Annotated in this window: 12 protein-coding genes; 5 read left to right on the forward strand and 7 right to left on the reverse strand. The window is 72.5% G+C overall.

Features of this window, described 5'->3' with window-relative positions; translation table 11 throughout:
• Positions 1 to 24 precede the first annotated feature (24 nt).
• Together ppc and QSK18_RS02225 are read left to right on the forward strand one after the other, a co-directional pair.
• Complete coding sequence (gene ppc / locus QSK18_RS02220) at positions 25 to 2,841, forward strand: phosphoenolpyruvate carboxylase (RefSeq protein ID WP_352396455.1); 2,817 nt, start codon at positions 25 to 27, stop codon at positions 2,839 to 2,841.
• 93 nt (positions 2,842 to 2,934) lie between these two features.
• Positions 2,935 to 4,479 carry a GAF domain-containing protein gene (locus QSK18_RS02225; protein ID WP_285616429.1) on the forward strand — a complete coding sequence of 515 codons (1,545 nt, stop codon included), beginning with the start codon at positions 2,935 to 2,937 and terminating at the stop codon, positions 4,477 to 4,479.
• Positions 4,480 to 4,485: 6 nt separating this feature from the next.
• Here the strand turns inward: QSK18_RS02225 and egtD are convergent, their stop codons facing one another.
• Genes egtD through QSK18_RS02245 form a run of 4 tightly spaced genes read right to left on the reverse strand, consistent with a single transcriptional unit; the run spans position 4,486 to position 8,812 of the window.
• A complete protein-coding gene (gene egtD / locus QSK18_RS02230) occupies positions 4,486 to 5,469 on the reverse strand; it encodes an L-histidine N(alpha)-methyltransferase (protein ID WP_285616430.1) in 984 nt (327 codons plus the stop codon).
• Between the two features lie 13 nt (positions 5,470 to 5,482).
• Positions 5,483 to 6,217 (reverse strand): ergothioneine biosynthesis protein EgtC, encoded by a 735-nt coding sequence (egtC, locus tag QSK18_RS02235; RefSeq protein ID WP_232808209.1) that lies wholly within the window; start codon positions 6,215 to 6,217, stop codon positions 5,483 to 5,485.
• The gene (egtB, locus tag QSK18_RS02240) at positions 6,210 to 7,532 is read right to left on the reverse strand and encodes an ergothioneine biosynthesis protein EgtB (protein ID WP_232808210.1); all 1,323 of its coding nucleotides are present in this window, start codon (positions 7,530 to 7,532) and stop codon (positions 6,210 to 6,212) included. Before egtB ends, egtC begins: the two co-directional genes overlap by 8 nt.
• The gene (locus tag QSK18_RS02245; protein ID WP_285616431.1) at positions 7,526 to 8,812 is read right to left on the reverse strand and encodes a glutamate-cysteine ligase family protein; all 1,287 of its coding nucleotides are present in this window, start codon (positions 8,810 to 8,812) and stop codon (positions 7,526 to 7,528) included. The genes egtB and QSK18_RS02245 overlap by 7 nt, the downstream gene beginning before the upstream one ends.
• A 160-nt stretch (positions 8,813 to 8,972) precedes the next feature.
• Here QSK18_RS02245 and QSK18_RS02250 point away from each other — a divergent pair, with 160 nt between their 5' ends.
• Together QSK18_RS02250 and QSK18_RS02255 are read left to right on the forward strand one after the other, a co-directional pair.
• Entirely contained in the window at positions 8,973 to 9,572 is a 600-nt protein-coding gene (locus tag QSK18_RS02250; protein ID WP_232808212.1) for a sulfite oxidase-like oxidoreductase, read from the forward strand.
• Positions 9,565 to 10,347, forward strand: coding sequence for a ferredoxin reductase (locus tag QSK18_RS02255; RefSeq protein WP_285616432.1), 783 nt, complete (start codon positions 9,565 to 9,567; stop codon positions 10,345 to 10,347). Before QSK18_RS02250 ends, QSK18_RS02255 begins: the two co-directional genes overlap by 8 nt.
• A gap of 48 nt (positions 10,348 to 10,395) precedes the next feature.
• Here the strand turns inward: QSK18_RS02255 and QSK18_RS02260 are convergent, their stop codons facing one another.
• The 3 genes from QSK18_RS02260 to QSK18_RS02270 form a co-directional block, all read right to left on the reverse strand.
• Positions 10,396 to 11,343, reverse strand: coding sequence for a response regulator transcription factor (locus QSK18_RS02260; protein ID WP_269809392.1), 948 nt, complete (start codon positions 11,341 to 11,343; stop codon positions 10,396 to 10,398).
• A 74-nt stretch (positions 11,344 to 11,417) separates the two neighbouring features.
• Positions 11,418 to 11,852 (reverse strand): hypothetical protein, encoded by a 435-nt coding sequence (locus QSK18_RS02265; RefSeq protein ID WP_232808215.1) that lies wholly within the window; start codon positions 11,850 to 11,852, stop codon positions 11,418 to 11,420.
• Positions 11,849 to 14,233: a hypothetical protein gene (locus tag QSK18_RS02270; RefSeq protein WP_285616433.1), complete on the reverse strand. Its 2,385-nt coding sequence runs from the start codon at positions 14,231 to 14,233 to the stop codon at positions 11,849 to 11,851. Before QSK18_RS02270 ends, QSK18_RS02265 begins: the two co-directional genes overlap by 4 nt.
• Before the next feature lie 248 nt (positions 14,234 to 14,481).
• Here QSK18_RS02270 and QSK18_RS02275 point away from each other — a divergent pair, with 248 nt between their 5' ends.
• Positions 14,482 to 15,111, forward strand: coding sequence for an RNA polymerase sigma factor (locus QSK18_RS02275; RefSeq protein WP_232808217.1), 630 nt, complete (start codon positions 14,482 to 14,484; stop codon positions 15,109 to 15,111).
• Positions 15,112 to 15,114: the final 3 nt, after the last annotated feature.

Below are 15,114 nucleotides of genomic sequence, written 5' to 3' on the forward strand. Positions count from 1 at the left end.
GCCAGCCGGGAGGACGTCCAGCAGATGGTGGACGCCGACCGCAGGGAGCCGGACGTCGGTCAGTTCGCCGGTGGGGTGGCCTCCGACGAGCAGCACACCGCGCTGCGCGCCTCGGTCCGGCAACTGTCCACCCTGCTCGGCGAGGCCCTGACCCGGCACGAGGGACCCGAGCTGCTGGCCCTGGTCGAACGGGTCCGGCAGCTGGCCCGCCGACCCGACGACGGTGAGCTGCACAGTCTGCTGTCGGGGCTGGACGACCCGACCGCGATCGTCCTGGCCCGGGCCTTCACCGGCTACTTCCAGCTGGCCAACATCACCGAGCAGCTGCACCGCTGGCAGGAGCTGACCGCCCGCCCGGCCGGGCCGCTGCAGGTGGCGGTGGGCCGGATCGGTGAGGCGATCGAGGCCGGTGAGGTGGACCCGGAGCTGGTCCGCCAGATCCTCGCCCGGGTCGAGCTGCGGCCGGTGTTCACCGCGCACCCGACCGAGGCCAGCCGTCGCTCGGTGCTCGACCTGCTGCGCAAGATCGCCGACCTGATCCTGGCCGGCGAGGACCCCCGCGGCCGGGCCACCGACGTGGCCCGGACCCACCGCCGCCTGGCCGAGCTGGTCGACCTGCTCTGGCAGACCGACGAGCTGCGGGTGGAGCGGCCCAAGCCGACCGACGAGGCCCGCACCGCGGTCTACTACCTGCAGACCCTGACCACCCAGGTGGTGCCGGACCTGCTGGAGGAGCTGGACCGGGAACTGGCCTCGATCGGGATCGAGCTGCCGGCCGAGGCCCGCCCCCTGCGCTTCGGCACCTGGGCCGGAGGTGACCGGGACGGCAACCCCAACGTCACCCCCGAGGTGACCATGGACGTCCTCGGTCTGCAGCACGACTTCGGCGCCCGTGAGCTGATCCGGGCGCTGGACGAGCTGATCCTGGACCTGTCCCCGTCCACCCGGGTGGTCGGGATCAGCCCGGAGCTGCAGGCCGCCCTGGAGGCCGACCGCCAGGCCCTGCCGGGGGCCTACGCGGCCTTCATCGACCTGAACGCCGAGGAGCCGTACCGGCTCAAGCTCAGCTACATCCGGGTCCGCCTGGCCCGCACCCGTGACCGGCTCGAGAACGGCACCCCGCACGAGCCGGGCCGCGACTACCAGAACATCGCCGAGGTGATCGAGGAGCTGCAGCTGGTCCGCGCCTCGCTGCTGGCCAACGACGGTGAGCTGATCGCGAACGGACCGGTGCTGCGCCTGCTGCGCACCGTGGTCACCGCCGGCCTGGGCCTGGCCACGCTCGACGTGCGCGAGCACGCCGGCCGCCACCACGCCGCCCTGGCGGTGCTCTTCGACCGGCTCGGCGAGCTCGACGTGCCCTACGCCGAGCTCGACCGGCCCACCCGGATCAAGGTCCTGTCCAAGGAACTGGCGCACCGACGGCCGCTGATCGGCGCGGGGGTCGACACCCTCCCCGAACCCGCCGCCGGCGTCCTGGAGCTGTTCCGGACGATCCGTAACGCGCTGAAGAAGTTCGGCCCCGGCGTGATCGAGAGCTACATCGTCTCGATGTCGCGGGACATCGACGACATCCTGGCCGTGGTCGTGCTGGCCCGGGAGGCCGGGCTGGTCGACACCGGCAGCTCCGCGGGGGACAACGGGGCCTGGGCGAAGATCGGTTTCGTGCCGCTGTTCGAGACGGTCACCGAACTGGAGGCGGCCGGCCCGCTGGTCGACGCGCTGCTGTCCGACCCGGCCTACCGCCGGGTGGTGGCGGCCCGCGGCGACGTCCAGGAGATCATGCTGGGCTACTCCGACAGCAGCAAGGACGCGGGCATCGCGGCCTCGCAGTGGCAGATCCACCGGGCCCAGCGGGCGCTGCGCGACATCGGCGCCCAGCACGGCGTGGTGCTGCGGCTGTTCCACGGCCGGGGCGGCTCGGTCGGGCGCGGCGGCGGGCCGACCGGTGAGGCGATCCTCTCCCAGCCGTACGGCAGCCTGAACGGCCCGATCAAGGTCACCGAGCAGGGCGAGGTGATCTCCGACAAGTACACGCTGCCCCAGCTGGGCCGGGAGAACATCGAGCTGGCCCTGGCCGCGGTGCTGGAAGCCTCGGTGCTGCACCGCAGTTCGCGGCTGCCGGCCGACGTGCTGGACGGCTGGAACAGCACCATGGACCTGGTGGCCGGCTCGGGCCAGACGGCCTACCGGGCGCTGGTCCGCGACGAGGCGCTGGTGCCGTTCTTCGTGGCCGCCACCCCGGTGGACGAGCTGGGGAACCTGAACATCGGCTCGCGCCCCTCGCGGCGGCCCGGTGGTGCGGGCGGCCTGGACGACCTGCGGGCGATCCCGTGGGTGTTCGGCTGGACCCAGTCCCGGATGAACCTGCCCGGCTGGTTCGGCGTCGGCAGCGGCCTGGCGGCGGCCCGGGAGGCCGGCCGGGAGGAGACGCTGAAGCAGATGTACGGCTCCTGGGCCTTCTTCCGGACCTTCCTCTCGAACGTCCAGATGACGCTGTCCAAGACCGACATGCAGATCGCCGCCCGCTACGTGCGCACCCTGGTCGGCGACCAGGACGCCGCGAGGCTGTTCGAGGTGATCCGGGCCGAGCACGAGCGCACCGTCGCCGAGGTGCTGCGGGTCACCGGGCAGAGCGAGCTGCTGTCCACCTCGCCGGTGCTGCGCCGCACGCTGGAGCTGCGCGACTCCTACCTGGCGCCGCTGCACGCCCTGCAGATCTCGTTGCTGGCCCGTTCCCGGGAGGCCACCGCGGCCGGTGCCACCCCCGACCCGGACCTGCAGCGGGCGCTGCTGCTGACGATCAACGGCATCGCCGCCGGCCTGCGCAACACCGGCTGATCCCGGCCGGTCGTCACCTTCCGGGCCAGAACGTTCAAGGCCCGGGAGGTGACGGCCGATGCTCGACCCACGACTTCGCTGGGGGTGGGCTAGGTGTTCGGCAGAGGACGCGCAGGCGGACACGGGGCGGCCGGGCACGGCGCTCCCCGTGATGTGGAGACCTATGCCCAGGTGATCGCCGCCCTGGACTCGGTGACCAGCGAGGAGAGCGCCTACCAGGTCGCGGTGGACGCCTTCGTCCAGGCCAGCGGGGTGGACTACGGGGCGGCCTGGCTGCCTGAGCCCGGCGGCGAGCTCCGGATGATCCATGAGACCGGCCGGATCGCCGGGGCCCTGGCCGCGGCCTTCCCGGGCAAGCGCAACACCGTGGACGCCAGTCTGGTCGGCCAGGCGTTCCGCACCGGCGAGCCGTTGTTCGTCGACGACCTGATCGGCCCCACCAGCTCGGTGCGGACCAAGGCGGCCCACTCGCTGGGCATGGCGTCCGGCATGTTCTACCCCGTGACCAACCAGGGCCGGGTGCGGGGCGTGCTGGAGTACTTCTCGGCCGAGCCTATCGCCCCCGACCCGGGCCGCCGGCAGAAGATCGTGGAGATCGCCCGGCTCGCCGACATGGCCGTCTACCGGGCCGTCGCCCAGGCCCAACTGCAGGAGATCGCCGACGACCGGCTGGCCGTGACCGAGGTGGTGGGCAAGCTCAACCAGGTGCACGACGAGGCCGGCTGCACCCGGGTGGCGCTGGAGGCTGTGCGGGCCTCGTTCGGCTGGGCCTACGGTTCCTACTGGAGCATCGGCGACGGCGAGGACGTCCTGCGGTTCCAGCTCGAGTCCGGCTCCGCCGGCGAGGAGTTCCGTAAGGTCACGCTGGCCGCCAGCTTCGCCGAGGGGGTGGGGCTGTCGGGTCGCGCCTGGCGCGCCCGCGACCTGGTGTTCGTGCCCAACCTGGCCGACCTGACCGACTGCGTGCGGGCCCCCGCCGCGGGCCGGGCCGGGGTGAAGTCGGGGATCTGCTTCCCGATCATCGTGAACGGCCGGGTGATCGGCACGATGGACTTCTTCACCACCGAGACGATCACCCTGTCCGAGTCCCGGATGAGCGCCCTGCGCAACGTGCAGCAACTGGTCTCGCAACGCCTGGAGACGATCCGGCGGGCCGCGACCGAGCGGTCCGGGGCGCGGGACCTGCTGGACACGGTCGACCAGCTGCGCGCCGCCACCAGCGACGCCAACCGGGTGACCGGGGAGGCGGTGCAGCGGGCCGGCGACATGAGCACCGAGGTGGACAACCTCGGTGCGGCCTCGGCCGCGATCGGCGACGTCATCAAGATCATCTCCAGCATCGCCGACCAGACCAACCTGCTCGCCCTGAACGCCACCATCGAGGCGGCCCGGGCCGGTGAGGCCGGCAAGGGCTTCGCCGTGGTGGCCAGCGAGGTCAAGGAACTGGCCCAGGAGACCGCCCGGGCCACCGGCCAGGTGTCCGACCAGATCGCCGCGATCCAGCAGAACGCCCGGGCGGTGGCCACCGGCATCCAGAACACCAGCGAGATCATCGGCCAGATGGACTCGGTGCAGGTCCGGATCCAGGAGATCCTCGAGGTGCAGGCCCGGATGGCCCACGACCTGCAGTCGTCCTGAGAAGGCTCAGGCCGGGCGCCACATCGAGAGCGAGAACTGCCCGTCCGGGTCGGTCCACCAGCCGTCGGCCGCGAAACCGGCTGCGGTCAGCTCGCTCTCCAGTCTCCCGGCGGTGAACTTGGCCGAGATCTCGGTGCGCAGCTCCTCCCCCGCCTCGAACTCGGCCACCAGATCCAGTTCGGCCAGCCGCACCTCGACCCGCCGCCCGGCCCGCAGCCGCATCTCGATCCAGGCCTGGGACTCGTCCCAGACCGCGCGGTGGGTGAAGTCGTCCGGGTCGAAATCCGCTCCCAGACGGCTGTTCAGCACCTGCAACAGGTTCAGGTTGAACGCCGCGGTGACCCCGGCCGCGTCGTCGTAGGCCGGGATCAGCACGTCGGGCGACTTCACCAGGTCGGCCCCCAGCAGGAAGGCGTCGCCCGGATCGAGCCCGGCCCGCACCCCGGCCAGGAACGCCGCCCGCTCGGCCGGTTGCAGGTTCCCGATCGTGCCGCCGAGGAAGACCACCAGCCGGCCGCCCCGCCCCCGCCCGGTCAGCCCGTCGCCCAGCACGGTGGGCAGATGCTGTTCGAAGTCGGCGCGCACGGCCTCGATCCGCAGATCCGGGTAGGTCACCCCGAGCGCCTCGGCGGCCTGACGCAGGGCGCTCCCGCTGACGTCGAGCGCGGTGTAGACCGAGCCCGGCGCGCGCAGGTGGTCCAGCAGCAGACGGGTCTTCTCGGACGATCCCGAGCCCAGCTCGACCAGGTGCCGGGCCCCGGCCGAGGCCACGATCCGGGCCGCCCCGGCCTGCAGGATCGCCCGCTCGCTACGGGTCTGGTAGTACTCCGGCAGCCGGGTGATCTCCTCGAAGAGCTCGCTGCCGGTCTTGTCGTAGAACCATTTCGGGGGAAGCTGTTTCGGCCGGGCGGTGAGCCCCTTGCGCACATCTGCGCGCAGGGCCGAGTCGGAGAAGTCCTCGGGCAGCAGATCCGTGAAGCGGTACGGCATGAAGGCCTTTCGCTCAGAGGACGTGGACGCCGATCCCGTCGTCGTCCACCGTGATCAGACGGCCGTCGGGCACGTCGTGCCAGCCGTCCTCGTCGTCGTACGCCTCCGAGACCACGACCACCCCACCGTCGGTCTCACGGTAGGAGAGACTGGCCCCAGCGGTGGTTCCGGCGATGCGCCGACCATCGGTGAGCAGGAGGTTGACCCGCCCGCCGGTGACTTCGAGGGCCCGTCGCACGACCTGGGCCAAGGCCTCACCCGGGGGTGCCCCGGCCTCCAGGAGCCCGAGCGTCAGCGCCCAGAGCGCGGCTGCGTCGGTGGGTGCGTCGAGCCGCAGCAGCCGCACCGGGTCGATCTCCTTCACCAGCTCGGCCCCCGACTCCGGCCAGCCCGGCAGTGCGCCGTTGTGGCTGAACAGCCAGGGCCCGGACCGGAACGGGGCGGCCGCACCCCGGCCCGAGACCATGCCCTCGGTGCCCGAGCGCACCGCCGCCAGCAGCGCCGTGGTGCGCACCGTGCGGGCCAGGTCGGCGAACGTCTCGTCGCCCCAGACCGGGCCGTCGCCGCGGTGCCGGGCCGGGTGCGGGTCTCCCGGCACGTACCAACCCAGCCCGAACCCGTCCACGTTCATGATCCCGTGGGTCTGCCGCCGGGGCGCCCAGGCCTGCCGGGTGAGCGCGAAGGGCGGGTCGGTGACCAGCTCACCGACCCGGACCTCGGCACCGACGTAGGCCAGATGCCTACACATGGGCTTCTTCCGGCGTCGCCGACCGGGCGGTGCGGAAGCCGCTGAAGATCTGCCGACGGATCGGGTGGTCCCAGTTGCGGAAGGTGGAGCGCAGCGCCGACGGGTCGGTGCCGAACGAGCCGCCGCGCAGCACCCGGTAGCCGCCGCCGAAGAACACCTCCGAGTACTCCCGGTAGGGCCAGGCCCGGAAGCCCGGGTACCCGGCGAACTCGCTGGAAGTCCACTCCCAGACGTCGCCGATCAGCTGATGAACACCCAGGGCCGACCTTCCGGCCGGATAGGCACCGACATCGGCCGGTTCCAGGTGCCGCTGGCCGAGATTGGCGTGGTCCGGCGTGGGATCGTCGTCTCCCCAGGGGTATCGCCGGGAACGCCCGGACTCCGGGTCGAAGCGAGCGGCCTTCTCCCACTCCGCCTCGGTGGGCAGCCGTCGGCCGGCCCAGCGGGCGTAGGCGTCGGCCTCGTACCAGCACACGTGCACCACAGCCTGTTGCGGCCGCAGCGGCTCGGTACGCCCGAAGACCCTTCGGTGCCAGGACTTTCCCTCACGGGTCCAGAACTGGGGGGCGAACAACCCGGCGCCGCGCACGTGCTTCCAGCCGTCCGGGTGCCACCACCGGGGATCCTCGTAGCCGCCGGCCTCGACGAAGGCCAGGTAGTCGGCATTGGTCACCGGGGTGGCGTCGATGAAGAACGAAGGCACCTCGACCGCGTGCGCGGGACGTTCGTTGTCCAGCGCCCAGGGTTCGATGTCGGTGCCCATCACGAACCGCCCACCGGGGATAAGTACTTCCTGCGGCAGAAGGGTTTCGGCCGCAGGGGCGGGCGGCGCGGTCAGCAGCGCCTCACCGGCCCGCAACTGGTGGGTGGCCAGCATGGTCTCGTCGTGCTGCTGCTCGTGCTGGACGATCATCCCGAACGCGAAACCGTTCTCCAGCAGCGGGCGGCCGTGCAGCGGGATGCGCTCGAGCACGTCGAGCACCTTGCCCCGCACCTCGTCCACGTAGCGCCGGGAGGGCACCGCCTCGAGCAGCGGCAGGCTGGGCCGGGTGCTGCGGGGGTGCTGGAACGCGTCGTAGAGCTGGTCCACCGTCTCGGGCAGCAGCGGGTCGCGGCCGGCCACATCACGCAGCAGCCACAGCTCTTCCTGGTTGCCGATGTGAGCCAGGTCCCACACCAGCGGCGACATCAACGGCGAGTGCTGGTGCAGCAACTCGGTGTCGTCCACCGCGGTGAGCAGTTTCGTGCGCTCCCGGGCCCGGATCAGGTCGGCCGCCAATCGCTCCCGGAGCTGGTCGGGGTTCTCGGTCAGCACGGGCGTTCCTCCTCGGCAGCGTTCGGCCCGGCCCCGCGCAGCGCGACCCGGTCGAGGTATTCGGCGGTCTGTGCGGCCAGCCCGGGCTGCCCCGCCCGGTCCAGCGCGTACGCGGCCGCGGTCAGCACTCCACGGGCGGCGTGACCGATGCGGGCGTCGCCCAGCCCGGCCCGGGCCGCCAGATCCCACTGTTGGCGCACCGGTTCGCAGGCAGCCAGCGCCTCGTCGGCCGCGGCTTCGTCTTCCAGCAGAGCGGGGGCGACGGCGGCGGCGACCCGCCACCAGGGCCCCGGCTGGGCATCGAGATAGCGCACCTCGAAGTGGCCACGCGCCCGCACCGGCGGAAACAACGTGGTCATGTGGAACTTCAGGTCCTCGACGGTCGGCGGCCCCGCGTCCGGTACGGCTCGCGGGCCTTGGCGCAGCCACTGCCGGAAGGTGAGCCCGGCCGGCGCCGTCCACGGCCGGCCCTGCCGCCGCACCGCGAGCACCGGAGCATCGAGAACCCAACGGGCATAGGCGTCCTGAAGCGCTTCACCCGGGCGGACCACCGGACCGTGACAGCGGGCCGGGTCGAGCTCCCGCCAGATGGCCTGCCGCAGAAGGCGATACCCGCGCAACCGCGGGTCGTCCACCGGGTGCCGGCTGGGCCGCCCGAAGGCCGCGGCGGTGGCCGGGCCGATGGCGTGCAGCAGGTCCCAGCGCCGCTCCAGGTCGCCGGGAGCGGCCCCGGTCCGCGCCGCTTCGACGTTGACCTGCACGGAGGCACTGGAACGCATCATCATCCGGCCGGCGGTACCGGTGCGGTCGAAGTACTCCTCCATCGCCGCGTAGCGCGGTTCGGCCAGGAAGCGCCTTGGCCGGGGGAGATCGTCGATACCGGTGCCGACCAGCCGGGCGCCGTGACGGCGGGCGGCCTCGGTGATCAGGGCGAGATCTGTTTCCACGTCGGCGATCGCCGCGGGCAGATGATCGGCCGGCAGGGAGCTGAGCTCGACCTGCCCGCCGGGCTCGACCGTGAAGCTGGAGCGGAGGGGCTGGACTCTCAGGTCTTCGTGGAGCCGCCGCAGTTTGTCCGGAGCCAGGTGCTCCGGCGGATCGACGTCACGATGGACCTGGAACTCCAGTTCGATGCCGACCCGGCGGGGCGGACCGTGTTTGAAACAGGTTCGGGGGATCCAGCCTTCGGCATCGGACTCGGTGAGGGGCTGTCCCGGGTGTGGGTGCTTCACCGGCCCGTCCGCTGGACCCGCCTCAGGGGCGAGATCTTCGACCGACACGCCGACCATAGTGCGCATCCCTGCCCGGATCGCGCTACCCGAAGTGTTGGACGAATTTCCCCCTGATCCGCACCCGGCCACCGCTACCTGCGACGATGCTCTCTGCAGGAGAATGGGCCCGAAGGGCGTTGAACCGCTTAAGCGTTGGAGAGGACAAGCCATGGCACGACTCGGCTTCGGCCGCGGGCAGCTGCCGGACCCCCGGCTCCCCCCGGGGCAGTACGACACCGGCAGCAGCTTCCCGGTGCTGACCGCCGAGGTCAGCCCGAAGCTCACGGCGCAGAACTGGAGCTTCCGGGTGGACGGCCTGGTGCAGGAGGCGAAGACCTGGGACTGGCAGGCCGCGCACAAGCTGGAACCCTCCTCCTACGAGGGCGACATCCACTGCGTCACCAGCTGGTCCAAGCTCGGCACCTCGTTCTCCGGGGTGAGCCTGGACACGTTCCTGGAGTCGGCCGGGGTCCTGCCGGAGGCCACCCACGTGGTGGCCTGGAGTCACACCGGGTACACCACCAACCTGCCGCTGGCCGAGGTCACCGGGGGCCGGGCCTGGCTGGTCTGGGACCACGAGGGCAAGCCGCTGCCGCCCGAGCACGGCGGCCCGGTCCGGATGCTGGTGCCCCACCTGTACTTCTGGAAGAGCGCGAAGTGGATCGGCGGCCTGCGGCTGCTCGACCACGACGAGCCCGGTTTCTGGGAGCAGCGCGGCTACCACGAGCTCGGCGACCCCTGGCTGGAACAGCGGTACTCGGGTGACTGAGAACCTGCCGGCCCTGCCACCGCTGCCCACGCTCGGCGCGGTGACCCGGAGGGTGCCGGCCTCCGGGGCCCGCCGGGTCTGGCGCCCGGCCACGGTGACGGCCGTTCGCGACGAGACGGCCACCGCCCGCACGTTCCGGCTGCAGATCACCGCCGGAGCGGGCGAGGTGGTCGACCGGCACGTGCCCGGCCAGCACTACGACGTCCGGCTCACCGCCCCCGACGGTTCCACGGCCCAGCGCTCGTACAGCATCGCCTCGAGCCCGCTCGACGGGCGTGAGGTGGAGCTCACGGTCGAGCGGATCGCCGACGGGGAGGTCTCGCCGTACCTGCACGACGAGATCTCGGTGGGCGACGAGGTGGAACTGCGCGGGCCTTTCGGCGGATGGTTCATCTGGCGCGGCGACACCCCGGCCCTGCTGCTGGGCGGCGGCTCGGGGGTGGTGCCGCTGATGGCCATGCGGCGTTACTGGCACTCGGTCGGCGAACCGGTTCCGCTGCGGGCGGTGGTCTCGGTCCGCCGTCCGGAAGACCTGTACTACAAGGGCGAGTGGGGTTCCGAGACCACGGTGGTGCACACCCGGCAGGCCCCGCCGGACGGCCGGCCGGCCGGACGCCTGGCCGCGGCCGATCTGGAACCTCTGCTGGCCGCCCTGCCCGGTCCGGTGGCCTACGTCTGCGGTTCGGCCGGTTTCACCGAACACGCCTCGCAGCTGCTGGTCTCGCTCGGCCTCCCGGCCGGGAACGTCCGGATCGAGCGCTTCGGCCCGGCCTGACGCCGGGTGACGGCGGGCTCTTCGATGCCGAAGGGCCCGCCGGGAAGATCAGTAGGTGGTGGGAAGCCCGGCGTGGTGCCCGGCCGACTGGGCCGGGTCCACCGGCGCCATCCGGTAGCCGATCCCCCGCACCGTCTTGATGATCGGCACCCCGGCCCCGGCCACGTCCGCGAGCTTGCGGCGCAGATTGCCGATGTGCACCTCGACCACGTGATGGTCCGACCACTGCCCGCCCCAGACGATGTTCAGCAGCGTCTCCCGGCGCCAGACCCGGCGCGGGTTGCCGGTCATGGTGGCGAGCAGGTCGAACTCGATCTTGGTGAGCGGGAGCTCGGTACCGGCCAGGGTGGCGATCCGGCCCTCGACGTCGATGGTCAGCTGCCCGTGCCGGAGCATCCCCGGCTCGACCTCCGGCTCCGCAGAAGCGACCCAGGGCGGGGCGTCCGGCACGGTGAGGCCCCCGGGGGTGGCGTAGGCGTGCCGGCCCTCGGGGCCCGCGGTCGCCGGCCGGGGAGCGACGTGCCGGCCCGGGTTGAGATAGCTACGTGCCCCGAGGTCCGGCTGGACCGGCCCGGAAGGCACTGCGGTACCGAAGGTCGCGGCCGGGGCCGGCTGGGTGACCCGGCGCGGGCGGCGGAACATCGCGGCGACCCGGGCCTGCACCTCACGCGGGCTGAACGGCTTGGTCACGTAGTCGTCGGCGCCGGTGGCCAGGCCGACCAGACGGTCCGCCTCGTCCGAGCTGGCGGTGATCATGATGATGTAGGCGTCGGTCATCTCCCGGATCCGGCGGCAGACCTCCACCCCGTCGAACCCGGGCAGGACCAGGTCGAGGGTGACCAGGTCGGGATTGTGGGCCCGGACCAGACCCACCGCGTCGTGCCCGGTCACCGCCTCGAACACGGTGAACCCGGTCGACTCCAGCGCAGCGCGCAGGATCATCCGGATCTCCGGGTCGTCGTCGACGATGACAGCAGTCCTCACCCCCTCGGCCATGCAGGGTTTCTCGGGCCGGGGAGGACGGCGGTGAAGCGGGGCCGGACCCGGCACCCCGAACGGCGGGCCGTTCGTCACTCAGGGTGGTCACCGGTGAAGAAGGAGCTGCGCAGCATCCGGCGCAGCCGCAGCAGCTCCTCGGCGGGCATCGAGGCCGACATCGGCAGCGGGTCGGGCATCCAGTCGAGCAGCAGCACGTGCCCCGGCTCGTGCGGCTGCGGCACCTTGCTGACCGCGCAGATCCAGGCGATCACGTCGGCCGCGGCCCGGTCGGTGCCCGCGCTGATCCCGATCGCCTCACCGCTGCGGTGCAGCCCGAGCACGCAGCCCCGCGCCCCCTGCGGCCGGTGCGGGCCGGGCAGGTGCAGATAGGAACCGATCACGTCGGCGACCTGCCCCTGGGCCCGCACCAGCAGCGCCTCCGGCCAGACCGGGGGCGCCAGGTCGGCCAGCAGGTCGGCGTCGAACCGGAAGCGGCCCCCGTTGACCGCCAGCATCGCCTCGATCATGACGCCACCACCACGACTCCCGGGATGGCCAGCCGGTCCATCCGGGCCTGCACCGACTCCGCCACCCGGGGGTCGCTGACCACGACCTCGACCGCACGGAACGGGTTGCCCGGATAGTTCACCACCGTGGTGAACTCGATCAGCCGGCGGTCGAGTTCCAGGTCGGCCCGGTGCCGCACGGCGTCGGGCAGCGTGTCCGGCAGGCTGGCGGCCACCTGCCAGGAGGCGCCGCCGGAGTACCAGAGCCCGAGAACGCACATGCCGTAGTCGAGCGAGCGCTCGGTGGTGCCCGACGACCAGATCTCCGGCCGGTTCGCCACCATCAGCTGGTAGCGGCCGAAGAGCCGGGCCCGCCACTCCTCGCCCCGGCCCGCGACCTCGGGCTCGAACCTCTCCAGACCGTTCAGATGACCGGCGAACTCACGCTCGGCGTCGGCGCTCAGCGGCGAGAGCAACCGCCCGTCGGCCAGTTTCAGCGCGGGCAGATCTTCCGGAGATCGGCGCCGCGGCACCACCGGCAGAGGTTCCTCCTCCTCCACCGCGGTCACCGCGGCCGCGCCGGAGCGGATCTGCCGGCGTCGGCGTTCCACGAAAGTGGGCGGATCCGCGCGGAAGTCGCCCACTGCAGCCCGGATCGCAGTGCCGGAGGGATGAGTGTCGGCCCGGCTCGGCAGGGTTCCGGCGAGCAGACAGAAGAGGTCCACCAGGGCCGCCGAAACACTGGTGCCGCGAAGATATTCGGCGACCGAGGCGCGCTCCAGCGGCACCGGTCGACGGGTCAGGAAGGTGTCCCGCCCGCCGAACGCCGACCAGTCGGCCACCCCGGCCAGCATCAGCAGCACGGCCACCACCTGCACCACCCACACGCCGCCGGAGACCCCCGAGTTCTCCCACCAGGAGGGGAACTGGGCCACCGCCTCGCCCGGCCAGGTGGCAGCGGCCAGTTCGGACGAGACCGAGACCCGGGGTAATTGGTCCACCCACCACGGCCCCAGCCCGAAGGCCGCCGCGGCCAGCAGCACGATGCCCAGGGCAGCGCCCAGCCGGTTGCGCCACAGCGAACCCCTCCGGTCCGGGTCGGCGGCCAGCCCGATCGCCTCGGCCCGGACCCACCGCACCATCACCCCGGCCGCCCGGGCCCGGGTGATCGCCGTCCAGCGCACCGCCCCGGAACCGCGCCCGCTGCGACGCACCGCGGCCAGGACGACCCCGAGGTCCCGGCCCGCGAAGGCGAACACCGAGCAGGTGGTGGCCACCAGCCAGACCAGGGCCGAGACCGGCCGGGACTGGCTGGTCCCGGCCCAGCGGGTGGCCCGCCCGGCCCAGGCGTCGGCCGCGTTCACCGGGTGGAACGGGTGCGGCACCGGGTCGGGCTCCAGTTCGGCGGCGTTGCGCAGCCGGCCCGCGTCGACCATCAGACCGAGCACCAGCAGGGCCACCAGCAGCCAGCCGAGCGCCCGCCCCTGGGCCGAGAGCCACCAGCCCAGCTCCAGCACATCCGGCGAGGGGTAGCTGGTCTCACCGAGCACCCGCTCCAGATTGGCCTGGGCGTGGGCGCTGACCGCCAGCCACCACATCAGCAGCGGCCAGCCCCCGGCCAGGGCCAGCCAGAGCAGGCGGCCAGGCACCGAGAGCGAGGCCTTGTCGGCGTGCCGGCGGGCCGCCACCGCGAAGCCCACCCCGGCCGCGGCCAGCCCGGTGAGCACGTGCTGGCCCACCAGGCCGGGCTGGGGGCCGGCGAACGGGCTCGGCGAAAGGCCACCCGTCCCGTCGGGCTGGATCAGCGCGGCAGCCAGCTGGAACCCGGCGCCCACCACCACCCCGGCCAGCAACCAGTCGGTGAACGACAACCGCCGGGCCCGGGAGGGCAGCAGCAACGGGATCAGCAGCAGCGGCACCACCAGGAGTGACTGCTGCAGCAGGGCGGACAGCACGGTGGCCTCGGGCAGCACGACCGCCCCGGTGACCCGCTCGGGGTCGAGCACGAGCGCCGTCCCCCAGGCCGCCACCGCGACCAGCACCCCCCAGGGCACCGAGAGCATCAGCAGACCGGCGACCGACGACCACGACAGCGTCTTCGTCCGGGCCGCGACGAACCAGAACAGCACCAGACCGGCCGTGCCCAGCACCGCCGCCGAACTCTGCCCCAGGTCGAGGAACACCAGGCCACCGGTGATCAGCAGGAGCGGCAGGGCGACCCAGCCGGCCACTGCCCGCACCGTGTCGGCCCGGCGCCGTTCGAGACCGGCGGCCCGGGATCTGGAGGGGCTGGAGGGGCGCGCGTCAGGAGTGACCGGACCGGCGGGAGACCCCGCCAGAACCCCGGGTGGACGACGCATGGTGCCCATGGCGCGATAACGCTCCTCTTCCGAACGGCCCACCGTTTCCCCACCGGCATCACCCGGTGGAGGCACGATTCTGGCGTATCGGTCTGGGCCGTGGCCATTGCGTCACGCAGAGCATTCACGGAAGTACCTCCCCAGGGGGTACCCCGAGTTCGCCGATCTTGACCCTGGGGTGGGCCCCCGGGGTCGGGGCGACAACCCTGGGGTCCGACCCTGATCCGCTCCCGTCCGCCGGTCCATAGCGTTTCTGGTGTTCTTCCACGAACTCCCGGAGGCAAGAAGCCATGACCGTTCTCGACGTGATCGAAGAGACCGACCGGACGCCGCGCTACCGGCACGCCGACGCGGACATCAGCGTCGCCGAGCTGGTTCTGGCTGCCCGGCGCGGCGACCGCAGGGCCTACGAGCTGCTGGTGGAGCGCCACCAGCGCCAGGTCTGGGCGGCGGTGCGCGGGTTCCGGCTGAGTGAGGCCGACGCCGGCGACGCGGTGCAGATGACCTGGCTGCGGCTGGTCGAGAACCTGCACCGGCTGAACGACCCGGAGCGGGTCGGCGCCTGGCTGAGCACCACCGCCAAGCGCGAGTGCCTGCGCCTGATCCGCCGCCGGGGCCGTGAGGTCGGCACCTCGGACGAGTTCTTCGCGGCGGTGCCCGACGAGCACAACCCGACCCCGGAGAAGCAGGTCACCGACGACGCGATGGACCAGCTGCTGTGGGGCTTCGTCGACGAGCTGCCGAGCCGGGGCGCGCACCTGCTGCGTGCGGTGACCGGCTCGGACCGCCCGGCCTACGCGGAGATCTCGAAGCAGACGGGGATGGCGGTGGGCAGCATCGGACCGACCCGCGGCCGGTACCTGACCCGGCTGCGCAAGCGGATCGAGGAGTCCGGCCTGGACGCCCAGGCCTGGCGCTGAACG

Origin of the sequence: Kineosporia sp. NBRC 101677 (assembly GCF_030269265.1) — a bacterium.
Lineage (GTDB): Bacteria > Actinomycetota > Actinomycetes > Actinomycetales > Kineosporiaceae > Kineosporia > Kineosporia rhizophila.

Coding starts and splice junctions, on each gene's coding strand:
- QSK18_RS02265 (WP_232808215.1), bottom strand. CDS start 11,852: ATGATCGAGGCGATGCTGGCGGTCAACGGGGGCCGCTTCCGGTTCGAC.
- QSK18_RS02260 (WP_269809392.1), bottom strand. CDS start 11,343: ATGGCCGAGGGGGTGAGGACTGCTGTCATCGTCGACGACGACCCGGAG.
- egtD (WP_285616430.1), bottom strand. CDS start 5,469: ATGCCGTACCGCTTCACGGATCTGCTGCCCGAGGACTTCTCCGACTCG.
- ppc (WP_352396455.1), top strand. CDS start 25: ATGGTGGACGCCGACCGCAGGGAGCCGGACGTCGGTCAGTTCGCCGGT.
- egtC (WP_232808209.1), bottom strand. CDS start 6,217: ATGTGTAGGCATCTGGCCTACGTCGGTGCCGAGGTCCGGGTCGGTGAG.
- QSK18_RS02275 (WP_232808217.1), top strand. CDS start 14,482: ATGACCGTTCTCGACGTGATCGAAGAGACCGACCGGACGCCGCGCTAC.
- QSK18_RS02250 (WP_232808212.1), top strand. CDS start 8,973: ATGGCACGACTCGGCTTCGGCCGCGGGCAGCTGCCGGACCCCCGGCTC.